Genomic DNA, 23,622 nt, shown 5'->3' on the forward strand with positions numbered 1-23,622 from the left:
GCTGGCATATGAGCCGGGCATGCTTCAGTTTTAAACTCGCGGAAAAATTTTCGCGGGTTAAAATGCTATAAGGAGGAAGTGACATATGAAGATTATCATGTTGGGCGCGCCTGGTGCCGGAAAGGGAACCCAGGCAAAGAAAATCGCTGCAAAGTACGAAATCCCTCACATCTCTACCGGTGACATTTTCCGGGCAAACATCAAGAATGGGACAGAGCTGGGAAAGAAGGCCAAGACATACATGGACCAGGGCCTGCTCGTGCCTGACGAGCTTGTTGTGGACCTTGTTGTGGACCGTGTGAACCAGGAGGACTGCAAGAACGGCTACGTGCTGGACGGCTTCCCAAGGACGATCCCCCAGGCGGAGGCTCTGACAGACGCCCTGGAAAAGCTGGGACAGAAGATGGATTACGCGATCGACGTGGATGTGCCTGATGAAAACATCGTGCGCCGCATGGGCGGAAGACGAGCCTGTGTAGGATGCGGGGCTACATACCACATCGAATATGCGCCCACAAAGAAGGAAGGCATCTGCGACACATGCGGCGGCGAGCTGATCCTGCGGGACGACGACAAGCCGGAGACCGTGCAGAAGAGACTGGATGTGTACCATGAGCAGACACAGCCGCTGATCGACTACTACACAAAGGCGGGCATCCTGAGGACTGTGGATGGCACGGTGGATATCGACGATGTATTCCAGGCTATTGTGGATATTTTAGGAGCGTAAGAGCATGTCGATCACGATAAAATCACCCAGAGAGATCGAGCTTATGGCAGAAGCGGGAAGGATACTCGAGACTGTCCACGATGAACTGGCAAAAGAGCTTCGTCCTGGAATGACTACCCTGGATATAGACAGGATAGGAGAGGAGCTGATACGCAGCTACGGCTGCGTACCCTCCTTTCTGAACTACAACGGATATCCGGCTTCCATCTGCGTCTCCGTAAATGAGGAGGTCGTACACGGTATACCCAGCCCTCACCGCTTTATCCGGGAGGGAGATATCGTGAGCCTGGATGCCGGCGTCATCTACAAAGGATACCACTCTGACGCGGCCAGGACCTACGGCATCGGCCATATCAACGAGGATGCCCGCAGGCTGATCGATGTGACCCGCGAATGCTTTTTTGAAGGTATAAAGTACGCAAAAGAGGGCAATCATCTATTTGACATATCGTCTGCCATCGGACGATATGCAAGCGAGAGGGGTTACGGAGTGGTGAGAGACCTGTGCGGCCACGGGATCGGCACGAATCTCCACGAGTCGCCGGAGATACCCAACTATGAGCAGGGGAGAAAGGGAGTCCTCCTCAAAGAGGGCATGACGCTGGCGATCGAACCCATGATCAATATGGGAACCTGGGAGGTGGAGTGGCTGGATGACGACTGGACTGTCGTCACGAAGGATCATTCTCTCTCAGCACACTATGAGAACACAGTGCTCATTACAAAGGGCGAGCCGGTGCTGCTGTCCCTGTCGGCGTATGGAGAGAGGAAGCAGGATGGAGAGATATAAGACAGGAATGCTGGCCAGATCGCTGGCGGGGCATGATGCGGGGAAAATATATGTTATAATAGGAAGCGACAGCGCATATGTTTATCTGGCAGACGGCAGGCTCCGCACAGTGGATCACCCGAAGAGAAAGAAGAAAAAGCACGTGCAGCCTGTCTGCATTATATGCGGGGAATACAAACCGGATGATGTGGCTGTAAAGAGGATACTGAAAAACTACTTGAACCAGGAAAAAGGAAAACAGGAGGAGTAAGGAGACATGTCAAAAGCTGACGTTATCGAAATCGAAGGAACCGTAGTGGAAAAACTGCCAAACGCAATGTTCCAGGTGGAGCTGGAGAACGGGCACCAGGTGCTGGCCCATATCAGTGGAAAGCTGCGTATGAATTTTATCAAGATCCTGCCGGGGGATAAAGTGACACTGGAGCTGTCACCCTATGACCTCTCCAAGGGAAGGATCATCTGGAGAGACAAGTAAATAAGCTGTAAAATTATCTTAGAAACAACCGGAAAATCTATTGACTTTGCTTGAGTTGCAGTGCTATACTATATAGGCGCGTTTCCCGGGGATTTTTATGCCTTGTTACGGGATTTCCGGTAAAAGCGCTTTGGAACCAAGCAGGCAGTGGATGAAAGGAGGATTTGACGTGAAGGTTAGATCATCAGTAAAACCAATTTGCGAAAAATGCAAAGTGATCAAGAGAAAAGGAAGCATTCGCATTATCTGCGAGAACCCAAAGCATAAACAGCGTCAGGGTTAATTTGGGCGGCTGATAGTATGACACGCCAGGGTGTGTGTGCAGTGCTCATACTATTTAATATACATGAAACACCGACTGAGCGTGGATGATCCACTGAGGAGTTTCTAGTATATTGCTTACAATACCGGCGGTCATTGGCCGATGAGAGATCGGTTGCCGGAAAGGGCGTGAATACCGACACGCCTGGGCTGGGATATCGGAACACATTTTCAGGCAGAGAGAGGTCTGCCTTGTTCTGGTAGGGAACAGGAGGTTGAACCAGTGCCCACAGCCTCAATTTAGGACAATATTAAACAACAAAGATCAAATGGAGGAAAATCACATGGCTCGTATTGCAGGTGTAGACTTACCAAGAGACAAACGTGTAGAAATCGGACTGACTTACATTTACGGTATCGGAAGACCGAGCGCGACACGTATTCTGAAAGAGGCAGGAGTTGATCCGGACATCCGCTGCAGAGATCTGACAGATGAGGATGTAAAGAAGATCAGTGCAGTGATCGACGAGACACAGATGGTAGAAGGTGACCTGAGAAGAGAGATCGCGCTGAACATCAAGAGATTACAGGAGATCGGATGCTACAGAGGTATCCGCCACAGAAAAGGACTCCCGGTTCGCGGACAGAAGACAAAGACAAACGCAAGAACAAGAAAAGGTCCTAAGAGAACAGTTGCTAATAAAAAGAAGTAGGCCGAAAGCAGCTTGATGAGGGCGAGCAATGGCGAAGCCCGAATTTTAGCGCGAGGCCGTTCGCGAACCTTAGCGAAAGCAAACTCGGAGAGTGCAGCTTGAGCATAGTTGAGCGAACCCTCTGCACGATGAAAGTGTATGAGTATTTCTTTGTTCAGGCCGCAGGTCTGAACTACCTTATAAAAGTCAAACGAAGCAAATTTCAAGAAAGTAGGTTAGTTTAAATGGCAAAGAAAGTTACAAAGAAAGTGACAAAGAAACGTGTCAAGAAAAACGTTGAACACGGACAAGCACATATCCAGTCATCTTTTAACAATACGATCGTAACATTAACAGATGCGCAGGGAAATGCTCTGTCATGGGCAAGTGCTGGTGGTCTGGGATTTAGAGGTTCAAGGAAATCTACTCCGTATGCAGCACAGATGGCAGCTGAGACAGCGGCAAAGGCAGCTCTGGTACACGGCTTAAAGACAGTAGATGTTATGGTAAAAGGACCTGGTTCAGGAAGAGAGGCAGCAATCCGCGCCCTTCAGGCATGTGGGATTGACGTTACGAGCATCAGAGACGTAACACCGGTTCCCCACAACGGATGCCGCCCGCCGAAGCGCAGAAGAGTCTAGTCTTCGTATTGTGTTTCGGGTTTGAGTAAGATATTAACGACACAAACAGTGAATTGGATTTCAATATCCCTAGAAATCAGGAGGAAAGCAAAAACATGGCAGTAAACAGAGTTCCGGTTCTTAAAAGATGCCGTTCACTTGGCATGGACCCAGTCTATTTAGGAATTGACAAAAAGTCTAACAGACAGTTAAAGAGATCAAACAGAAAGATGAGCGAGTATGCGCTGCAGCTGCGCGAGAAGCAGAAAGCTAAATTCATCTACGGCGTTCTTGAGAAGCCTTTCAGAAACTACTATAAGAAGGCAAAACAGCAGAAGGGCATGACAGGTACAAACCTGATGGTCCTGCTTGAGTCCAGACTTGACAATGTAGTGTTCCGCATGGGTCTTGCAAGAACACGCCGCGAGGCAAGACAGATCGTAGACCACAAGCACGTGCTGGTCAACGGAAAGCAGGTAAATATTCCTTCTTACCTTGTCAAAGCAGGTGATGTGATCGAGATCAAAGAGAAATGCAAAGGTTCCCAGAGATACAAAGATATCGTGGAGGTTACAGGCGGGCGTCTCGTACCTGCATGGATCGAGGTGGACCATGAGGCTCTGAAGGGAACTGTAAAAGAGCTTCCGACACGCGATGAGATTGACGTTCCTGTAGACGAGATGCTGATCGTCGAGCTGTATTCTAAGAACTAGTCAGAGAATTAACCCTCAGTAAATTATCAGCCCATAAGGAGGGACTATATAGTGTTTGATTTCAATAAACCAAATATCGAAATTACAGAAATGTCAGAAGACAAGAGATATGGAAGATTTGTAGTAGAACCTCTTGAGAGAGGTTACGGTACAACACTTGGAAATTCTCTTAGAAGGATCATGCTCTCATCTCTTCCCGGAGCTGCTATCAGCCAGGTGAAGATTGACGGTGTGCTGCATGAATTCAGTTCTATCCCGGGTGTGAAAGAGGATGTCACAGAGATCATCATGAATCTGAAATCTCTGGCTATAAAGAATACATCTGAGACAGACGAACCAAAGACAGCCTACATCGAGTTCGAAGGAGAGGGTGTCGTAACTGGTGCTGATATACAGGCGGACTCAGACATTGAGATCATGAATCCGGAGACAGTCATCGCTACCTTAAATGGCGGAGCGGACAGCAAGCTTTACATGGAACTGACTATCACAAAGGGCAGAGGATATGTAAGTTCTGATAAAAACAAAAACGAAGACCTTCCCATCGCGGTCATCCCGATCGACTCGATCTACACACCTGTTGAGAGAGTCAATCTTACGGTTGAGAATACCCGTGTGGGACAGATCACAGATTTTGATAAACTGACACTTGATGTGTGGACAAATGGCACGCTTCATCCGGACGAGGCTGTCAGCCTTGCCGCTAAGGTCCTCAGTGAGCACCTGAAGCTGTTTATCGACCTGTCCGAGGTGGCACAGGCTGCTGAGGTCATGATCGAGAAAGAGGATGACGAGAAGGAGAAGGTTCTCGAGATGAGCATTGACGAGCTCGAGCTCTCCGTGCGCTCCTACAACTGTCTGAAGCGCGCAGGCATCAATACAGTGGAAGAGCTGACCAACCGTACACCTGAGGACATGATGAAGGTCCGCAACCTGGGACGCAAATCCCTGGAGGAAGTGCTGGCAAAATTAAAAGAACTCGGCTTAGAGCTGAGCCAGGGTGAGGAATAGAGCACTTAGCGAAAGCGAGCCGAAGGCGACGCTTGAGGTTAGTGCGAATTCCGTTCTCCGAAACTTAACGAGAGCAAGCTGCGCCTGCGGCGCTGCTCGAGTTCTAGTTCGGAGAACTACCTCTTTAACCCCTGTTATATAAAAGTATAACCACGCCCAGCCGCCAGTAAGCCCAAAGATGCGTGGCGGCGGCATTTGGCTAGTAAGCCCGAAGATGCATAACCAGATGTTAAATATTGGAGGATAAGAAAAATGGCAAAATATAGAAAACTCGGCAGAACATCAAGCCAGAGAAAAGCATTACTGAGAAACCAGGTAACAGCTCTCTTAAACAACGGAAAGATCAGGACAACTGAGGCAAAGGCTAAAGAAATCCGCAAGATCGCAGAGGGGCTGATCGCGCTGGCAGTAAAGGAGAAGGACAACTTCGAGGAGGTTACTGTTAAGGCTAAGGTTGCCCGCAAGGACAAGGATGGCAAGAGAGTAAAGGAAGTTGTTGACGGAAAGAAGGTTACAGTATATGACGAAGTAGAGAAGAAGATCAAGAAGGATATGCCTTCCAGACTTCACGCAAGACGTCAGATGCTGAAGGTTCTGTGCCCTGTTACAGAGGTTCCGAAGACACCAGCCGGAAGAAAGAAAAACACAAAAGAGATTGATATGGTAGCAAAATTATTTGACGAGATCGCACCGAAGTACGCAGACCGCAATGGTGGTTATACAAGGATCATCAAGATTGGCCAGCGTAAGGGTGACGCTGCCATGGAGGTCCTGATCGAGCTCGTATAATAGAGCACCCGGCAGATCGATAAACAGGTATAAAAAAGAGTTCCAGCGGAACTCTTTTTTTATGCCTGCTCCATACCTGACCGGGTCAGATGGAATGCTGCAAAAACTGTTCGATATAAAACAAGGCTGCTCCCGCTGCGGGAGTGTACTGTCCGTGAGTCCCGATGATCAGCTTGTCCCGGGACAGGGGGAAGGGAGTGGACAGATTGATGCGGTCAAGGATATAGTCCAGGTCCTCCTGTGCAAAGTAGGGCGCCAGATAACCGCAGAGGATGACCGGGCTGTCGATGATCATATTCAGGTTTTTTACGGCGAAGGCAAGGTGGTCCAGATAGTCCTCCCACAGCCTGACAAGTCTTTCATCCCTCTTTTTCCGGAAAAGCGGAAAGAAGTCCTCTGCCTTCATGCCTGCAGCGCTCTCAAGAGCGTTTGCAGAGCAGTAGGTCTCCAGGCAGCCCCGGCTGCCGCAGTAGCAGAGGGGGCCCTTCGGATCTATGCAGATGTGCTCAAGAGTGCCGCTGTGCATGGAGCTTCCCGGATGGACCGCATGTCCAGTAATGACGGCTCCGCCCAGGTTGTGGTTCAGAAGAAAGACCACGGCACTGTCCAGAGTGGGACGGTTCCACAGCTCCAGATAGGCGGCAGCCTTTGAGTCGTGGGCAAGATGGCACGGATAGGGCAGGCGCAAGGCAAAATCGGAGAGTACCATGTCCGAATTGTCCATGATTGCTCCGTAGGTGACGCAGGCGCCGTCCGGGGAAATTATGCCCTGGGTTGCGAAGGAGATGCCCAGTATCTGGTCAGGCTTGTAGCGGTGCTCCAGAATAAATTCCTGAATTTTTCCTGCAACCTTTTCATAGTAATCGTCTGTGCTGCTGTAGGGAAGAGGGAAGGTGGCGGAAGACAGCTGCTGGCCGTACAGATTGACAGCTATGACATGAAACATGTCTTTCAAGAGACCGACTCCGACAGCAATCTTCACATCAGGGACGACGCGGATGACCTGTGCTTTGCGTCCGCCTGTGGACTCGAAATATCCGTTTCTCTCGATCAGCCCCTCCTGCTCCAGCACATTCAGGTTCTGGCTGACAGTGGACAGCCCCATCTGCAGGTCCTGCACAATCTGCTGCTTGGAGGTCTGCCTTTTCCGATAAATGTACTGATAGACATTTTTCTTGTTTATTTTCTTTAAGGTAATGGTAGTAACACTTTTTTCTGCCATGATACTCTCCTTAATTTCCAACTTAAGTATGAGTCATAATATTAAGTGACGACTATATTTTAATATAGTAAAGTCAGAAAAGCAAACAGAAGACGGAATATAGTAATAATAGACAAAAAATGAATTTTGAAATTATATATTCCGTCCATGGACATATAGATATGAGGATTTTATAATTAACTTATAACTTAGATATAAGCGTAAGTCAAAAGTAAAAGCGTAAAGGAGAAAAGTATGAAACTTACATGGAATGGAATTAAGGAAAAGAAAGAATGGGAAAATGCAGGGATCACCCTGCCGGGTTACGACGTGCAGGCAGCTGCGGAGAAGGAAAGAGAGAAGCCCCGGTGGGCGCATTTTGGGATTGGCAATATCTTCCGCATTTTTATAGGCGGGATCGCGGATGGCATGCTGGAGAACGGTGACATGGACACAGCGCTGACTTGTGTGGAGACGTTCGACCACGAGGTAGTGGACAAAATATACCGCCCATACGATAACCTGGGACTCAGTGTTATCCTGCATGAAAATGGGAAGAGGGATTACAAGGTATTGGGCTGCTTTGGCGAGGCAGTCAAGGCGCAGAGCAGCGACCCTGACCAGTGGGACCGGCTGAAGAAGATTTTTGCTTCGCCTTCCCTGCAGATGGTTTCTTTTACTATTACCGAGAAGGGGTACGCGCTGACAGATGCCAGTGGAAAATACTTTTCCTTTGTGCAGGCGGACATTGAGAGCGGCCCTGAGAAGGCAGGCGGAGCTATGGGCGTAGTCACTGCCATGCTGCTGGAGCGCTACCGCAGCGGAAAGACGCCCCTGGCACTTGTCTCCATGGACAATTGCTCGCAGAACGGAAGCCTGCTTCGCAGCGCGGTCCTGACCATGACAGATGAATGGCTGAAGAGAGGCTATGTGGACGAAGGATTTGCCGCTTATGTGAGAGATGAAAATATCATTGCATTTCCATGGACGATGATCGACAAGATCACACCCCGCCCGAACCCGGATATCGCCGCAGACCTGGAGAAACTGGGCGTGGAAGACATCCGGCCCGTCGAGACATCTAGAAGGACCTACATCGCACCCTTTGTCAATGGGGAGGATCCCCAGTATCTAGTCATTGAGGACCGCTTCCCCAACGGGCGTCCGGCGCTTGAGAAGGGAAAAGGAGTCTATATGGGGGAACGGGAGACTGTAAATAAGTCTGAGCGGATGAAGGTCACGGCACTTCTGAATCCGGTTCATTCCGCCCTGGCTCCCCTGGGCGTACTGCTGGGCGAAGAGTATTTTGCCCATATGATCAACCGCGATCCAAAGCTGATGAAGCTGGGAAGGACCGTGGCATACGGGGAGGGACTTCCGGTGTGTCCTGACCCGGGTATCATCAGCCCTGAGGCATTTGCAGATGAACTATTCCATGTCCGCTTTGTGAATGAATATCTTCTGGATACAAACCTGCGCATAGCTACGGACGAGTCACAGGGACTGGGCGTCCGTTTTGGTGAGACGGTGAAGGCCTACACGGCCAGGTACGGCAGCGCCGGCCGGCTTGTCGGCGCTGCGCTGGGCATTGCCGGATGGCTGCGGTATATGATGGCTGTAGATGACGAGGGGAACTTCTACGTACTGGCTCCGGACCCGATGGCAGACGAGATAACGGAGGCCCTGAAGGACGTTGTGATCGGAAAGCCGGAGACGCTGAAAGACCAGCTGCGGCCCATTCTCTCCAACGAGAAGATTTTCTTTACTGACCTTTATAAAAACGGCCTGGGCGAGAAGATTGAAGGAATGTTCCGGGAGATGATCGCAGGAAGAGGCGCTGTCAGAGCCACTATCGACAAATACATGTAATCGGAGTATCCGGATTTGAAAAGGGAAAAGGAGATAAATATGACGGAACCAGTATTTGCCGCAGATCCGGCCAGACTGCTGATCTCGGCTCTGTTCATCGGGCTTGGCTCTCTCTTTGGAGGAATACTTGAGACCTCCGGGGAGCCCAGTGCGTTGCCCAGGCGCTGATCAGCCGTCTGGGGGAGAAGAAAGCGGGGATAGCTCTTGGGATGACCGGACTTGTGGTGGGGACAACCGTCTTCTTTGAGGCGGGTGTGGTGATCCTCATCCCCCTGGCCTTTGGACTGGCCAGGAAGACAAAGAAATCTACCCTTCTGTATGTCATTCCGCTGCTGGCGGGACTGGCCACCGGGTTTGCCTTTATCCCGCCGTCGGCCGGCTCCGTGCTTGCCATTGTTCTGATACCCCTGGTGCTGATCCTGTGCAGCACAGTCTCCGAGTATATGCCGGTCCCTGCCCCTGCGCGCCCGGTGCTTGAGTTCCTGGGGACTCCCTTTGTGGCCCTCATCATCGCCGTGCTGGCGGCCATGCTCTTTCTGGGGAAAAGACAGGGCTACTCTGGCGACCAGCTCAAACAGATACTGGACCGGTCTCTGAAGCCCACAGGGCAGATCCTTCTTGTCATCACAGGCGGCGGAATCATCCGCTGGGTGCTGCAGGACTGCGGAATGGGAGAAATCATCGGACCTGCGCTGGAAGAGAGCGGCCTTCCGCTGATCTTAGTGGCTTTTCTCATCGCGGCTCTGATAAGAGCCTCTGTGGGAGCTGCCGTGGTGGCCATGACAATGGCCGCCGGTATCATGGCGTCCATGCCGGCGGTGTCAGGGCTTTCCCCGCTGTACCTGGCAGCAATGGTGTGTGCCATCAACGGAGGCGCTACCGCCTTCGGCCATGTAAACGACTCGGGCTTCTGGCTGGTCAGCTCTCTGCTTGAAATCGATGAGAAGACCACACTGAAGTCGTGGACAGTCATGGAGACCCTCATAGGGGTAACGGGTCTGGCCTGTGCGGTCGTTATCAGCCTGTTTGCATAGAAAAGGAGAAACATCCACAGAACTATTGAAATAGGAAGTGACTATAATTGTGCCAAAGATTGTGAAAAAAATAATTATTAACAGTTTATTTATTGTTAAATAATATACTTTTCGAAATAGTAGTTACAAATGAAGAAAAGTATGATAGAATACACTCACTAAAGTCATAACAAATAGATAAAGGAGGGCAACTGCAAAAAGAAACGAGAACATTGAGAAAAACAAAGAGGAAAATATTTGTTAAAAAAATATCAAAAAGTTATTGACAAATATTTAACAATCCTGTATACTTAACCCAGGTTGAAGAAAACAACGAAAAACTATTTACGGAGGAAACCAAAATGGCGAAAAAGAAAGAAGAAGCGGTGGTACCAACTTTTATTGACAGCGTGGAAGCTCTCGAAGCAAAGATGAAGGCAATGAGAGAGGCCCAGAAAGTATTCGCAACCTACACACAGGAGCAGGTAGACAAGATCTTCTTTGAGGCAGCTATGGCGGCCAACAAGATGCGTATCCCTCTTGCCAAGATGGCAGTGGAGGAGACCGGGCGAGGCCTTGTAGAGGACAAGGTCATCAAGAACCATTACGCGGCTGAGTATACATACAACGCATACAAGCACACAAAGACCTGCGGCGTGTTTGAGGAGGACAAGGCATACGGCATCAAGAAGATTGCTGAGCCTGTGGGACTGGTAGCGGCTGTTATTCCGACTACAAACCCGACTTCTACAGCAATCTTTAAGACACTGATCTGTCTGAAGACGAGAAATGCGATCATCATCAGCCCGCATCCGGCTGCAAAGAAATGTACGATCGAGGCTGCAAAGGTCGTTCTGGATGCCGCTGTAAAGGCAGGAGCACCTGAGGGGATCATCGGATGGATCGACGCTCCTTCACTGGAACTGACCACAACAGTCATGAAAGACTCTGACCTGATCCTCGCGACAGGCGGCCCCGGAATGGTCAAATCAGCGTACTCCTCCGGGAAACCTGCCGTAGGTGTTGGACCTGGAAATACACCTGTTATCATTGACGATACAGCAGATATCAAGAACGCAGTTAACTCCATCATCCATTCCAAGACATTCGACAATGGTATGATCTGTGCATCCGAGCAGTCTGTGACCGTCCTGGAGAGCGTTTACGAGGAAGTGAAGAAGGAGTTCGCTTACCGCGGATGCTACTTCCTGAAACCAGGCGAGGAGCTTGACAAGGTCCGCAAGACCATCATCATCGACGGCAAGCTGAACAACAAGATCCCCGGAATGTCAGCCGTGAAGATCGCAGAGATGGCTGGAGTGAAGGTTCCTGCAAACACGAAGATCCTGATCGGCGAAGTTGAGTCTGTGGACATCTCCGAGGAGTTCGCTCACGAGAAGCTGTCACCTGTACTTGCCATGTACAAGGCAAAGACATTTGACGAGGCGCTCGAGAAAGCTGAGAAGCTGGTAGAGGACGGCGGATACGGACATACATCAGCGCTGTATATCGATCCCTCCGAGACAGAGAAGATCGCAAAGCACTCGGCTGCAATGAAGACATGCCGTATCCTCATCAACACACCTTCTTCACAGGGCGGTATCGGTGACCTGTACAACTTTAAGCTGGCACCATCCCTCACTCTTGGATGTGGTTCCTGGGGCGGCAACTCCGTATCAGAGAACGTAGGAGTAAAACATCTGATCAACATTAAGACAGTGGCCGAGAGGAGAGAGAATATGCTGTGGTTCAGAACACCAGAAAAGATCTACTTTAAGAAAGGCTGCATGCCGGTTGCCCTGGATGAGCTGGGAACGATCATGCACAAGAAGAAAGCATTCATCGTTACAGATACCTTCCTCTATCAGAACGGCTACGTGAAACCGATTGAGGAGAAGCTGGACCAGATGGGCATTCAGCATACATGCTTTTACGAGGTGGCTCCGGACCCGACACTGCAGTGCGCACAGAAGGGCGTAGAGCAGATGAAGGCTTTCCAGCCTGACACGATCATCGCGCTGGGCGGCGGCTCTGCCATGGACGCCGGCAAGATCATGTGGGTAATGTACGAGCATCCGGAAGCAGACTTCGCTGATATGGCTATGGATTTCATGGATATCCGCAAGAGGGTATTCACCTTCCCGAAGATGGGCGAGAAGGCTTACTTTGTGGCTATCCCCACTTCCTCCGGTACAGGTTCCGAGGTGACACCCTTCGCCATCATCACAGATGCGACGACTGGCGTAAAATGGCCTATCGCTGACTACGAGCTCCTGCCTGATATGGCGATCGTAGACGTGGACAACATGATGACACAGCCCAAGGGACTGACATGCGCATCCGGTATCGACGTTATGACACATGCCATCGAGTCCTATGTATCCATCATGGCTACAGACTTCACAAAGGGTCTCTCCATGAAGGCTGTTAAGATGGTATTTGACAATCTGCCGTCCGCATACGAGAACGGCGCAAAGGATCCGAAGGCCCGCGAGGCAATGGCAAACGCTTCCTGCATGGCCGGTATGGCGTTCGCAAACGCATTCCTCGGACTGAACCACTCCATGGCTCACAAACTGGGCGCGTTCCACCACCTGCCCCACGGTATCGCAAACGCTGTGATCCTGACCGAGGTCATGAAGTACAATGCAGAGGAAGTTCCGACAAGGATGGGAACCTTCTCACAGTATCAGTATCCCCATGCGCTGGCAGACTACGCGGAGCTTGGACGCTATGCGGGCTGCAAGGGCAATACGGATAAAGAGGTATTCGACGATTTCATCGCAAGGCTGGAAGACCTGAAGGAGAAGATCGGCATCAAGAAGTCCATCAAGGAGTACGGCATCGACGAGAAGTACTTCCTCGACACGCTGGATGAGATGACAGAGCAGGCCTTCAACGACCAGTGTACAGGTGCAAACCCGAGATATCCGCTGATGAAGGAAATGAAAGAAATCTATCTCAAATGCTATTACGGCAAATAGTTTTTCTCATAAGTTTTTCTCACAAAGAGGAGGCGCCCCGAAAGGGGCGCCTTCTTTGCGGTGGGGCGCGGAGAATATGGCGCAAAGGAAATGGCATGAAAAATGAGCCGGCTCCGGGGGATACCCGGTACCGGCCCATTGTTGACCTGTCAGTTTGCCCAATACACTTCCGCGTAATAAACGCCGCATGCCAGCGCGGTCGCATGGTCATTTACAAAGATATCGATCACATTTCCATTGATGGCGCCGCCGGTATCTTCAGCGGTATACACATGTCCGTTGATGATGACCTGTGAGCCAAGCGGGATGACACTGGGATCTACCGCGATGGTCCGTCCCGCTGTGGGGACTGTGCCGCTTGCCGTGCTGCTGCCGCCCCAGCTGCCCGTACAGTAAAAGCAGGGGCAGTAGTGAGTGATGCGGAAGCGTCCCAGACTCTGCTTGCCGTCTGTGGATATACTGCCGCCTCCCGATGAGGAGCTGCCCGAGCTGCCTGATCCTGACGGCTGCTGTGCGGCCGCCTGGGCCGCTGCCCTCTGCTGTGCGAGCAGTGCTTCCGCTTCCTTTGCCTTCTCGATCTGGCTGCTGTACTCTGAAATCTGGTCGGATTTATCGGAAATCTGCTGCTGCAGCTCTGCCTGCTTTGTGTTCAGCTCCTCCTCCATATCCGCCAGGGATGTCTGCTGCTCCCTGAGAGCGTCCCCCTGCTTCTTGATCTCATTCTGGGTATCCTCCAGCTCCTGGAGCATATCTCTGTCATATTCGCTTACATTCTGAACAAAATCTGTCTTGTTCAGGAAATCCGCCATGTCTTCCGCTGAGCATAGGAGCTCAAGGAATGTGGTATCTCCCGCCTCATACATGTATTTGATGCGGAGCTTCATGGCTTCGTACTGTTCCTCGCCTTTTTTCTGTGCTTCATCCATCTGTTTCTGGGTTTCTTCCATAGCAGCGGCAGTTTCTTCCATTTTTGTGGAGAGCTGCTCAATGTCGCTGCTGAGACTATTCAGTTCCTCGTTCAGGCTGCTGACCTCATTTTCGAGGGCGCCCTTTTGTTCTTCCAGTTCTTCCGTAGAAGGTTCTGCGTATACCAGAGTGCCGGTACACCCCATGGCTGCGACACATCCGGCCACAACGCCGGCCCGCAGCATGCGCTTGAATTTCGTACTCATCATATATACATTTCCTTTCTCTCGGCGAGTTCCCTGTGCCCGCATACAAAATTTTCCGTATCCGGACGCTTAACTATTATACAACAAATTGCTTTATTACGCAATTTTTGTTATGATAATTAAGAATTATTTTAGAGAATAAAACAGACCCGGGAGGTAGCGGAGTTTATGAAAAAATATGAAGAAGAAAAGTACAGGATGGAAAACATAGAAGACAAGATTTACCCGTGGGTGAAGGAAGAGCTGCGCGACAGCCACGCACTGAACGGGAAAAATATTTCCGAGAGGGACACCCCCCTGATCTCCTTTGTGGGGGACCTGACAGTACTTCTGGTCATACAGAGAGGAGAAGACGCATATGAGATCATAAAGGACAATATGCTTCCGCCGGACTGTGATATAGAGAGGCTTTACTACAAGGCATGCGAAAATCTTGCCAGAGATGTGGAATTTATCTTCGGCCACACCTGGTATGGAGGCTACGCTGTCCTGGCAGACGGACACCACGAGGCCAGCTCCCTGTGCCTGCGGCATATATGGGATGTGTGTGCGCAGAAGCTGGACGATGACCTGGTGATCATGGCTCCCTCCAAGGATATGGTGCTTTTTGTGCCTGCCGGAGATGAGGAGAAGCTGGGCAGGATGATCGAATTCGGCAGAGAGGCATATGAGAGGAGCGAGGATAAAGTGAGCAGAAGCCTGATGGTCTTTACGAAGGAAGGGAAGGAATTACTGGCATATGACAAAGTGCAGCACTAAAGGGTACATGATAAAAATGGTCGGGCTGGACATGGACGGAACGCTCCTTACCACGGATAAGGAGCTGACAGAGCACACGAAAAAGGTCCTGCGGGAGGCGATTGACAGGGGAGTTGCGGTCGTGCCCGCCACGGGGCGCCCCCTGACAGGAATCCCGGAGGAGGTGCTTAAGTTTCCCGGAGTGCGGTATGCCGTGGCCTCGAACGGCGCCAGGATCGTAGATCTTAAGGAGGGGCGGGTGCTCTGTGAGGACCTTGTCCCCTATGAGACGGGGCGCAGAGTGCTGGAAATATGCAGCCGCTATGACTCGATGCTGGAGATATACTATGACGGGGTGGGCTATGCGGAGAAGGAGAAGCTGGAGCATATTGACGAGTACGTGCCCAGAAGGCCCATGGCCCGCTACATAACAGACTCCAGGCGGCCGGTGGCGGATGTCAGGGCCGTGTATGAGGAGAGAAAGGCCCCCACTGACAAGGTCCAGGCTCTGTTCCGGACGAGGGAAGAATGTAAAAAAGCCTGGAAAGAGGTAGAAAAAGAGGTCCCGGATATTGAAATAACAGGCGCTTTGAGCAATAATATAGAAGTGAATGCAAAGGGCGTGAACAAGGGAAGAGGCCTTCTGCTCCTGGGAGAGCTCCTGGGCATAGGCAGTGAGGAGATCATGGCGGTGGGAGACGGCTCCAACGACATCGCCATGCTCAGGGAAGCGGGGCTGGGAGTTGCCATGGAAAACGCCACGGACGAAGTAAAGGCGGCAGCGGACGTGATCACACTCTCCAATGACCGGGAGGGTGCCGCGGCGGCCATTGAGAAGTATATTCTGCGGGAACTCCGGCAGAATGAGAGACATGACAGAAAACAGAAGGAGATAGATCAATGTTAGATATTATCAAAGTCATAATCCTGGGAATCGTGGAGGGTATCACCGAGTGGCTTCCGGTCAGCAGCACCGGCCACCTGATCCTTGTGGGGGATATCCTGCAGCCAAACCTGAGTGATGCCTTTATGGAGATGTTCAACGTGGTCATCCAGCTTGGCGCCATCATGGCAGTGGTCGTGCTCTATTTCAATAAGCTGAATCCCTTCTCTCCGAAAAAGACACAGAAGCAGAAGCTCCTGACATGGCAGATGTGGATCAAGGTGCTGATCGCGTCCGTGCCCGCGGCTGTGGTGGGGCTTCTGTTCAACGACTACCTGGATGCCATCTTCTATAAGCCTCTTCCGGTGGCGGTCATGCTGATCGTATACGGTGTCCTTTTCATCGTGGTGGAGAACCGGAACAAACACGTTCGCCCGAAGGTGACAAAGATCTCGGAGCTGTCCGTCCAGATGCTGGTCTGGATCGGCGTGTTCCAGATGCTGGCTCTCATTCCCGGGACATCCAGGTCCGGTGCCACGATAGTGGGCGCCCTCATGATCGGGATATCTAGAGGCGTGGCGGCGGAGTTCACCTTCTTCCTTGCCATTCCGGTCATGTTCGGGGCGAGCTTCCTGAAGCTGATCGGATTCGGGCTCTCCTTTACGGCGAAGGAGGCGGGCCTTCTGCTGCTGGGCTGTGTGGTTTCTTTTGGCGTGTCTGTATTGGCGATCAAGTTCCTGATGGGATACATAAAGAATCATGATTTCAAGGTGTTCGGTTACTACAGGATCATTCTTGGAGCGATCATCATTGTCGCGGCTGTTGTACAGATGATCATTGCATAAAAAAATGGTGGTTTTTTCTATAGATTATATAGAAAAAGCCACTTGTTTTTTATTCTGGACATGTTAGAATATTTACTGACATGTATCTTTATGCATTAATTATGAAAAAATATATTCTGGAGGGAAAGGATTATGAAAATGAAAAAAGTTGTAAGCATGCTGCTGGTAGCTGCATGTACAATGGGACTGGCTGCCTGCGGAGGAAGCTCTGACAGCGGCTCTGAGGAGGACAACACACTCGTCATGGCCACAAACGCAGAGTTCCCGCCCTACGAGTACCACGAGGGAGACGAGGTCGTGGGCATTGACGTGGATATCGCCTCTGCCATCGCCGAGGAACTCGGCATGGAGCTGAAGGTGGAGGACATGGCGTTTGACTCCATCATCCCGGCTGTCACAAGCGGCAAGGCAGACATCGGAGCTGCCGGCATGACCGTTACACCTGACCGCGAGGAGAGCGTGGCATTTACAGACACATACGCACACGCCACACAGGTCATCATCGTAAAAGAGGGCAGCGAGATCGCAGGGCCTGACGACCTGGTGGGAAAGACCATCGGCGTACAGCTCGGGACGACAGGCGACCTCTATGCCACAGACATCGAGGATGCCACAGTAGAGCAGTACAACAAGGGCTTTGAGGCTGTGCAGGCTCTGACGCAGGATAAGATCGACGCGGTTGTCATCGACGGTGAGCCGGCCAAGGAGTTCGTGGCAGAGTCCGAGGGCCTGAAGATCCTGGACGAGGCGTTTACAGAGGAGGACTACGCCATCGCAGTGGCAAAGGACAACACAGAGCTGGTTGACAAGATAAACGATGCCCTGGCTACTCTGAAGGAGTCCGGAGAGCTGGATGAGATTATCGCGAAATACATTTCCGCAGACAGCGAAGCTGCTGCTGAGTAGAGAAGAAAAGGTGTAAGAGATGTTGCAGGATTTGCAGTCAAAATTTATCAATAATTTTATCGCAGAGGACAGGTGGAAATATCTGACAGACGGCCTTGTCGTGACCCTGCAGATCACGCTGTGCGCGGTCATCCTGGGTATCGTCCTTGGATTTCTGGTGGCCATCGTGCGCTCCACCCACGACCGCACGGGAAAGCTGAAGATACTGAACGCTCTGTGCAATCTCTATCTGACCGTGATCCGGGGCACCCCGGTGGTGGTACAGCTCCTCATCATCTACTTTGTCATATTCGGAAGTACGGATATCAGCAAGGTCATGGTCGCGGTCCTGGCTTTCGGCATCAACTCCGGTGCCTACGTGGCAGAGATCTTCCGGTCCGGCATCATGTCCATCGACAACGGACAGTTTGAGGCGGGCAGGAGCCTTGGATTTAACTACAGGCAGACCATGTTCTACATTGTCATGCCCCAGGCATTCAAGAATGTGCTGCCGGCCCTTGGAAATGAGTTTATCTCCCTTCTGAAGGAGACTTCTGTGTCCGGCTATATTGCCCTGCAGGATCTCACAAAGGGCGGCGATATCATCCGGAGCAGGACCTATGACGCGTTCATGCCTCTCATCGCGGTGGCGCTGATCTACCTTGTCATGGTGCTGGTATTCAGCAGGCTGGTGGGTCTGCTGGAAAGGAGGCTGAGAAACAGTGATCACTAACGGAGAAGTTCTGATCAGAGTTGAAGACGTACATAAGGTGTTCGGTGGTGCCCTCCATGCGCTGAACGGCGTCACCACAGAGATCCGCAAAGGGGAAGTGGTGGTCATCGTGGGGCCTTCCGGCTCCGGAAAGTCCACCTTCCTGCGCTCCCTGAACCTGCTGGAGGTTCCCTCCAGCGGACATATCTATTTTGAAGGTGTGGACATCACGGACAAGAAGGTTGACATTGACAAGCACCGCCAGAAGATGGGCATGGTGTTCCAGCACTTCAATCTGTTCCCCCACAAGACGATCCTGGAGAACATCACACTGGCGCCCATCAAGGTGCGCAGGAAGAGCAAGGAAGAGGCGGAGAAGCAGGCCATGGAGCTCCTGCAGCTTGTAGGGCTGGAGGAGAAGGCCCACTCTTACCCGTCCCAGCTCTCCGGCGGACAGAAGCAGCGTATTGCCATTGTCCGGTCTCTGGCCATGGAGCCGGATGTGATGCTCTTTGACGAGCCCACCTCCGCCCTGGACCCGGAGATGGTAGGGGAAGTTCTGGACCTGATGAAGCAGCTCGCAAAGGACGGCATGACTATGGTTGTTGTCACCCACGAGATGGGCTTTGCCCGTGAGGTGGGGACGAGAGTGATATTCATGGATGCCGGACAGATCAGGGAAGAGGCGGAGCCGGAAGAGTTCTTTACGGACCCGAAGGAGCCGAGGCTCCGGGAGTTCCTGTCCAAGGTACTCTAAAGAGGCTCTCTGACAGAAAAAAATGCAGCGGATATACATTTCCCGGAGTGTATATCCGCTTTTTTGCAGCTAAACTATTTGACATTGCGCGGAAAAACAGAGACAATGGAATAGATTTTATGGAAGGGAAGACGATAGTATGATAAGAGCAGTCCTGTTTGACATGGATGGTACGCTGATCGATACAGAGAAGTATCTGACCCGCTTCTGGCGCCAGGCCGCCCGGGAGCACGGCGTGGAGATGACGGTGGAGGACTCCTGCATGCTGCGCAGCTTTGCCAGCCGCTACGCCAGCCGGTGGTTTGCGGAGCGCTTCGGGCAGGAGGCGGACTACCGGGGGATCAGGGAGCGGCGCAAAGAGCTGATGAGCCGGCACCTTGCGGAGCACGGAGTGGAGAAAAAGCCTTTTGTGGACGAGACTCTGAAGGTCTTGAAGGAGGCCGGCTACCTGCTGGCTGTGGTGACGGCCACGGATGAGGAGAGGACCCGGCAGTATCTGACGGAGACAGGCATCATAGACTGTTTTGACAGGCTTGTGTGCGCCACTATGGTGGAGAGGGGAAAGCCTTATCCGGACGTGTACGAGTACGCCTGCCGTCAGGTGGGATGCCAGCCGGAGGAATGTCTGGCTGTGGAGGACGCCCCCAACGGCCTTAAGTCCGCCCTGGGTGCCGGCTGCCATGTGGTCATGGTGCCGGACCTGACAGGGGCGGGCGCGGAGCTGGAAGGGCGGATAGACGCAGAGCTGGGAAGCCTCCGGGACCTGCCCGCATTTCTGGAGAGGATGGCGTGACAGAGTATGAGATACGAGAGAATCTATGACGGCAAATTCCTGGAGCGGCCCAACCGGTTCATCGCCTATGTGGAGATAGAGGGTGCAAGGGAGACAGTCCACGTGAAGAACACGGGCCGGTGCGCGGAGCTCCTTGTGCCCGGCGCCAGAGTCTGCGTGCAGAAGTCGGACAATCCCCAGAGGAAGACAAAGTGGGACCTGATCTCCGTGTGGAAGGGGGAGCGCCTCATCAATATGGACTCCCAGATTCCCAACGCCCTTGTGCGGGAGTGGCTGGAGGAGGCGGAGGAGGGACGCGCCTTTCTGCCCGGCCTCACCTTCCTCAAGCCGGAGTATACCTTTGGAAATTCCAGGATCGACCTGTACGCCGAGGCGGGAGAGCGGAAGGTCCTCATAGAGGTGAAGGGAGTCACCCTGGAGGAGGACGGCGTGGTGCGCTTTCCGGACGCCCCCAGCGAGCGGGCGGTGAAGCACATGGAGGAGCTGATCGCCGCGGTGAAGGAGGGCTGGGAGGCTGCTGTCTTCTTCGTGGTGCAGATGGAGGATGTGGACTTTTTCACGCCCAACATGGACACTCACCCTGCCTTTGGTGAGGCTCTTAAAAAGGCGGCGGCAGCAGGCGTCCGGGTGACAGCCTGGGACTGCCACGTGGAGAGAGACGCCATCTCCATCCGAAGGGAAGTGCCTGTGGTGCTGGGTGAGAGGACCCTCTATGAGATACGAAAACCCCTGGTGGACTGGTATCGGGAAAACAAAAGGGACCTTCCCTGGCGGGAGCACCCGGACGCCTACCGGGTGTGGGTGTCTGAGATCATGCTGCAGCAGACCCGGGTGGAGGCGGTGAAGCCCTACTATGAGAGGTTCCTGGCGGCCCTGCCGGACGTGAAGGCGCTGGCGGAGGCGCCGGAGGATGTGCTGCTGAAGCTGTGGGAGGGCCTGGGCTACTACAACCGGGTGCGGAACATGCAGAAGGCGGCCCGGCAGATCATGGAGGAGTACGGGGGCGTGTTCCCGGACAGGTACGAGGATATCCTTTCCCTGGCAGGGATAGGGAGCTACACGGCAGGGGCCATTAGCGCCTTTGCCTTCGGGCTTCCACGGCCGGCGGTGGACGGCAATGTGCTGAGGGTGGTCTCCCGGCTCCTGGCCAGCAGGGAGGACATCATGAGGGCCTCTGTGAAGAGGAAAACAGAGGAGGAGCTGCAGGAGGTGATCCCCGCCGACGCGGCCAGCGACTTTGACCAGGGGCTCATCGAGCTGGGAGCTCTCGTGTGTCTCCCCGGCGGGGAGCCAAGGTGCGGCCAGTGTCCCCTGGCGCACCTGTGCAGGGCAAAGAGGGAGGGAGTGCAGGGAGAGCTGCCGGTGCGGACAAAGGCGAAGAAGAGGCGGGTGGAGAAGAAGACCGTCTTCATCTTCCGGGACGGGGACACGGCGGCCCTCCGAAAGCGCCCGGCAAAGGGCCTCCTGGCAGGGCTTTACGAGCTCCCCAGCGTGGAGGGACACCTGACCCTGGAGGAGGCGGTGGCCTACAGCAAGGGCATCGGCCTTGCCCCTGTCCGGGTGCAGGAGCTGGGGGAGGCCAGGCATATCTTCAGCCATGTGGAGTGGGACATGGTGGGATATCTGGTGCAGGTGGACGAGCTGGAGAAGTCCTGCCGGGAGGAGCTGGTCTTCATCCAGCCCAGGACAGCCCAGGAGGAGTACGCCATCCCCTCCGCCTTTGAGAAGTACGCCGGATATCTGCAGATACGGCTGGGAAATGAGAGGTACAGAGAATAGATATCAGAGAGGTCAGAACATCATTTAGAGGTGCTGGCCGGTAAAAGTTTTGATAAATTATAGGAAAATAAAATCGCTGAGGTCGTAAGACTTCAGCGATTTTACTGATATCAATAAATATAGGGCCCTATACACTTTACTGGATATGCAGCGTGTAGCCGGCTCCATCCTCTGTGACAGGGGCCAGGAGTGTCTCGATCACTGTCTGTGCCTGCTCCTTTGCCTGAGCCAGGATATCGCTCTGACTGGTCTTTGCCTGCGCGTCCTCCATGGCATAGTCCATGGCCTTCACCGTGTCCTCCCTGTCGGTCCAGTTGAAAAGAGCGAACTGCTCATCGTAGAACTCCAGAGAATCCGGGTCAATGGTGATGTCCTGGATGGCAGGCTCAGGAAGAGTGATGCTGATATCGCTGCCGTGCACCTCCACCTGGGCGTTTCCCAGGTCAATGCCAGCGCTGATCTGGGCGTCGTAGATCATGGAGAAGGCCTTCTTGTTGATGAGAGGGATATCGCCCTCCTCGTACTTTACAAGCCCTCTGTACTCCAGGCGGGCGGTGGTGAGGGAACTGCAGCGGGTCAGCCGCTCCTCGATGGAGGTGGCGCTGACTGTCACCTCCGGGCCGCTCTCCAGGAGGCGGGAAGCCAGAAAGCCCACCGCGATCAGGGCAATGGAGGCCACTACAACAAGAATGACCTGTAGCTTTTTCATCTGTACGGCTCCCCCTAGAGACGCTCGTTGTTCTCGCGCATGAACTTATACTCTGCCACAGAGCGGTCAAATCCCTGGATGTGGACATAGAGCCACTCGATGACCTTCTCCTGCACCTTTTGCACAAAGGCTGGTGAGGGACCTTCCTCCTCCTGCAGCATCTCCTGCAGGTCTGAGATGGTCTGCTTGAAGATCTCATGCTGCTCCTTGTGCTTCTGGAAGCCGGGATAGTCGATCTCTCTCTGGAGCTGCTCCTCGGCGGAGAAGTGGTAGTTTGTGTAGTCCTCCAGATAGTCCAGAGTCCTGACAGCAACGGATTTGTCGTTGCTCTGCTCGCAGCTCTCCATCACCGCGTTGATCTTCTCTATGAGCTCCTTGTGCTGAGAGTCGATCATCTCGTTACCTGTTACCAGATTATCTGTAAATTCTGCGTACATGATTTTTCCTCCTTAAAGTAAACATTTATAGCAAAGGCTGCCCTTTGTCTCATTGGGATGCCGGCGTCTATGTCGGCTGATGGGAGAGGCTCGGAGCCTTTTTCCCGGCTGGCACATACACGAACGGATAGATCACGCCCGCCATGACCATGGCTGCAAAAACGTCTGTTACAGAGTGCTGCTTCAGGAACACGGTGGACAGGATGATGAGCCCCGCCAGCACGAAGGCTGCAGGCTGTACCCACCTCTTTTTCCTGAGAGCGTGGCTGTGGCCGATAGCAAAGGCGGCGCCCAGCGAGTTAAAGACATGGATGCTGGGCAGCACATTGGTGGGTGTATCTGTCTGGTACAGCCATCTCACTGCGTCTGTAAATATATTATCCCGCGGAAAGACCTCCGGACGGAGTGCCAGGCCGTTGGGAAAGATGGTGCATATGATAAGAAAGATGGTCATGCCTGAAAACATGAACGTACACAGTCTGTAAAAGCCCCGCCTGTCTGTAAAGAAAAAATAGAGCCCTGTTGCCGCGATAAATACAAACCAGAGAAAATACGGGACGATAAAGTATTCTACAAAGGGTATATAGTCATCCAGCGGAGAGTGGATCAGGTAATAGCCCTGCCGTACATGCTTTTCCAGCCAGATGAACCAGGGCATATAGATAAACCCGTAAAGCAGCACCCAGGCATGACGGTACTTTTTCATGAAGTTTTTTGCCTTTTTCCACATATTGATACGTCCTTCCGATCTAGTGCATGATCTT

The 23,622-nt window shown here is 52.5% G+C and carries 27 protein-coding genes; 22 read left to right on the top strand and 5 right to left on the bottom strand.

Annotation, left to right across the window (positions count from 1 at the left end; all coding sequences use genetic code 11):
• Positions 1–85: 85 nt before the first annotated feature.
• The 10 genes from B5E62_RS08565 (at position 86) to rplQ (ending at position 6,081) form a co-directional block, all read left to right on the top strand.
• Positions 86–730 carry an adenylate kinase gene (locus B5E62_RS08565; RefSeq protein WP_087174187.1) on the top strand — a complete coding sequence of 215 codons (645 nt, stop codon included), beginning with the start codon at positions 86–88 and terminating at the stop codon, positions 728–730.
• A 4-nt stretch (positions 731–734) separates the two neighbouring features.
• Entirely contained in the window at positions 735–1,520 is a 786-nt protein-coding gene (map, locus tag B5E62_RS08570; protein ID WP_087174188.1) for a type I methionyl aminopeptidase, read from the top strand.
• Positions 1,507–1,770 carry a KOW domain-containing RNA-binding protein gene (locus B5E62_RS08575; protein WP_087174189.1) on the top strand — a complete coding sequence of 88 codons (264 nt, stop codon included), beginning with the start codon at positions 1,507–1,509 and terminating at the stop codon, positions 1,768–1,770. Before map ends, B5E62_RS08575 begins: the two co-directional genes overlap by 14 nt.
• 6 nt (positions 1,771–1,776) lie before the next feature.
• Positions 1,777–1,995 (top strand): translation initiation factor IF-1, encoded by a 219-nt coding sequence (gene infA, locus B5E62_RS08580; RefSeq protein WP_004607275.1) that lies wholly within the window; start codon positions 1,777–1,779, stop codon positions 1,993–1,995.
• A 169-nt stretch (positions 1,996–2,164) separates the two neighbouring features.
• The gene (gene rpmJ / locus B5E62_RS08585; RefSeq protein ID WP_003022746.1) at positions 2,165–2,278 is read left to right on the top strand and encodes a 50S ribosomal protein L36; all 114 of its coding nucleotides are present in this window, start codon (positions 2,165–2,167) and stop codon (positions 2,276–2,278) included.
• 322 nt (positions 2,279–2,600) lie between these two features.
• A complete protein-coding gene (gene rpsM / locus B5E62_RS08590) occupies positions 2,601–2,969 on the top strand; it encodes a 30S ribosomal protein S13 (RefSeq protein ID WP_076780581.1) in 369 nt (122 codons plus the stop codon).
• A 224-nt stretch (positions 2,970–3,193) separates the two neighbouring features.
• The gene (gene rpsK, locus B5E62_RS08595) at positions 3,194–3,589 is read left to right on the top strand and encodes a 30S ribosomal protein S11 (RefSeq protein WP_033124796.1); all 396 of its coding nucleotides are present in this window, start codon (positions 3,194–3,196) and stop codon (positions 3,587–3,589) included.
• A 95-nt stretch (positions 3,590–3,684) separates the two neighbouring features.
• Positions 3,685–4,281, top strand: coding sequence for a 30S ribosomal protein S4 (gene rpsD, locus B5E62_RS08600; protein ID WP_087174190.1), 597 nt, complete (start codon positions 3,685–3,687; stop codon positions 4,279–4,281).
• A 51-nt stretch (positions 4,282–4,332) separates the two neighbouring features.
• Entirely contained in the window at positions 4,333–5,292 is a 960-nt protein-coding gene (locus tag B5E62_RS08605; protein WP_033124798.1) for a DNA-directed RNA polymerase subunit alpha, read from the top strand.
• 252 nt (positions 5,293–5,544) lie between these two features.
• A complete protein-coding gene (gene rplQ, locus B5E62_RS08610; protein WP_087174191.1) occupies positions 5,545–6,081 on the top strand; it encodes a 50S ribosomal protein L17 in 537 nt (178 codons plus the stop codon).
• Positions 6,082–6,166: 85 nt separating this feature from the next.
• Here rplQ and B5E62_RS08615 read toward each other — a convergent pair whose 3' ends face one another.
• A complete protein-coding gene (locus B5E62_RS08615) occupies positions 6,167–7,303 on the bottom strand; it encodes an ROK family transcriptional regulator (RefSeq protein WP_087174192.1) in 1,137 nt (378 codons plus the stop codon).
• Positions 7,304–7,537: 234 nt separating this feature from the next.
• Here B5E62_RS08615 and B5E62_RS08620 point away from each other — a divergent pair, with 234 nt between their 5' ends.
• The 4 genes from B5E62_RS08620 to adhE all read left to right on the top strand — a co-directional run bounded on the left by B5E62_RS08620 (position 7,538) and on the right by adhE (position 13,148).
• Positions 7,538–9,151 carry a mannitol dehydrogenase family protein gene (locus B5E62_RS08620; RefSeq protein WP_087174193.1) on the top strand — a complete coding sequence of 538 codons (1,614 nt, stop codon included), beginning with the start codon at positions 7,538–7,540 and terminating at the stop codon, positions 9,149–9,151.
• A gap of 39 nt (positions 9,152–9,190) precedes the next feature.
• A complete protein-coding gene (locus tag B5E62_RS17530) occupies positions 9,191–9,319 on the top strand; it encodes a hypothetical protein (RefSeq protein ID WP_330398073.1) in 129 nt (42 codons plus the stop codon).
• A gap of 29 nt (positions 9,320–9,348) precedes the next feature.
• Positions 9,349–10,185 (top strand): GntP family permease, encoded by an 837-nt coding sequence (locus tag B5E62_RS08625; protein ID WP_330398085.1) that lies wholly within the window; start codon positions 9,349–9,351, stop codon positions 10,183–10,185.
• Positions 10,186–10,526: 341 nt separating this feature from the next.
• Positions 10,527–13,148 carry a bifunctional acetaldehyde-CoA/alcohol dehydrogenase gene (gene adhE, locus B5E62_RS08630; protein ID WP_087174194.1) on the top strand — a complete coding sequence of 874 codons (2,622 nt, stop codon included), beginning with the start codon at positions 10,527–10,529 and terminating at the stop codon, positions 13,146–13,148.
• Positions 13,149–13,297: 149 nt separating this feature from the next.
• Here adhE and B5E62_RS08635 read toward each other — a convergent pair whose 3' ends face one another.
• Positions 13,298–14,323, bottom strand: coding sequence for a 3D domain-containing protein (locus B5E62_RS08635; RefSeq protein WP_162610286.1), 1,026 nt, complete (start codon positions 14,321–14,323; stop codon positions 13,298–13,300).
• 165 nt (positions 14,324–14,488) lie between these two features.
• On the opposite strand from B5E62_RS08635, the gene B5E62_RS08640 reads away from it, so the two are divergent.
• From B5E62_RS08640 to mutY, 8 genes are all read left to right on the top strand, one after another.
• On the top strand, positions 14,489–15,079 hold the full coding sequence (locus tag B5E62_RS08640; RefSeq protein ID WP_087174196.1) for a hypothetical protein: 591 nt from the start codon (positions 14,489–14,491) through the stop codon (positions 15,077–15,079).
• A 7-nt stretch (positions 15,080–15,086) separates the two neighbouring features.
• A complete protein-coding gene (locus tag B5E62_RS08645; protein WP_087174288.1) occupies positions 15,087–15,965 on the top strand; it encodes a Cof-type HAD-IIB family hydrolase in 879 nt (292 codons plus the stop codon).
• A complete protein-coding gene (locus B5E62_RS08650; RefSeq protein ID WP_087174197.1) occupies positions 15,959–16,786 on the top strand; it encodes an undecaprenyl-diphosphate phosphatase in 828 nt (275 codons plus the stop codon). Before B5E62_RS08645 ends, B5E62_RS08650 begins: the two co-directional genes overlap by 7 nt.
• A 180-nt stretch (positions 16,787–16,966) precedes the next feature.
• On the top strand, positions 16,967–17,692 hold the full coding sequence (locus B5E62_RS08655) for a basic amino acid ABC transporter substrate-binding protein (protein ID WP_442911354.1): 726 nt from the start codon (positions 16,967–16,969) through the stop codon (positions 17,690–17,692).
• 19 nt (positions 17,693–17,711) lie between these two features.
• On the top strand, positions 17,712–18,404 hold the full coding sequence (locus tag B5E62_RS08660) for an amino acid ABC transporter permease (protein ID WP_087174199.1): 693 nt from the start codon (positions 17,712–17,714) through the stop codon (positions 18,402–18,404).
• Positions 18,394–19,140, top strand: coding sequence for an amino acid ABC transporter ATP-binding protein (locus tag B5E62_RS08665; protein ID WP_087174200.1), 747 nt, complete (start codon positions 18,394–18,396; stop codon positions 19,138–19,140). The genes B5E62_RS08660 and B5E62_RS08665 overlap by 11 nt, the downstream gene beginning before the upstream one ends.
• A gap of 139 nt (positions 19,141–19,279) precedes the next feature.
• Positions 19,280–19,933, top strand: coding sequence for an HAD family hydrolase (locus B5E62_RS08670; protein ID WP_087174201.1), 654 nt, complete (start codon positions 19,280–19,282; stop codon positions 19,931–19,933).
• Positions 19,934–19,939: 6 nt separating this feature from the next.
• The gene (gene mutY, locus B5E62_RS08675) at positions 19,940–21,712 is read left to right on the top strand and encodes an A/G-specific adenine glycosylase (RefSeq protein WP_087174202.1); all 1,773 of its coding nucleotides are present in this window, start codon (positions 19,940–19,942) and stop codon (positions 21,710–21,712) included.
• 136 nt (positions 21,713–21,848) lie between these two features.
• Here mutY and B5E62_RS08680 read toward each other — a convergent pair whose 3' ends face one another.
• The 3 genes from B5E62_RS08680 to B5E62_RS08690 form a co-directional block, all read right to left on the bottom strand.
• Positions 21,849–22,421: a DUF4230 domain-containing protein gene (locus B5E62_RS08680; RefSeq protein ID WP_087174203.1), complete on the bottom strand. Its 573-nt coding sequence runs from the start codon at positions 22,419–22,421 to the stop codon at positions 21,849–21,851.
• A gap of 14 nt (positions 22,422–22,435) precedes the next feature.
• On the bottom strand, positions 22,436–22,858 hold the full coding sequence (locus B5E62_RS08685) for a bacteriohemerythrin (RefSeq protein ID WP_087174204.1): 423 nt from the start codon (positions 22,856–22,858) through the stop codon (positions 22,436–22,438).
• A gap of 67 nt (positions 22,859–22,925) precedes the next feature.
• The gene (locus B5E62_RS08690) at positions 22,926–23,564 is read right to left on the bottom strand and encodes a phosphatase PAP2 family protein (protein WP_330398074.1); all 639 of its coding nucleotides are present in this window, start codon (positions 23,562–23,564) and stop codon (positions 22,926–22,928) included.
• Positions 23,565–23,622 lie beyond the last annotated feature (58 nt).

It is taken from the genome of Lachnoclostridium sp. An118 (assembly GCF_002160985.1).
Taxonomy (GTDB): domain Bacteria; phylum Bacillota; class Clostridia; order Lachnospirales; family Lachnospiraceae; genus Claveliimonas; species Claveliimonas stercoravium.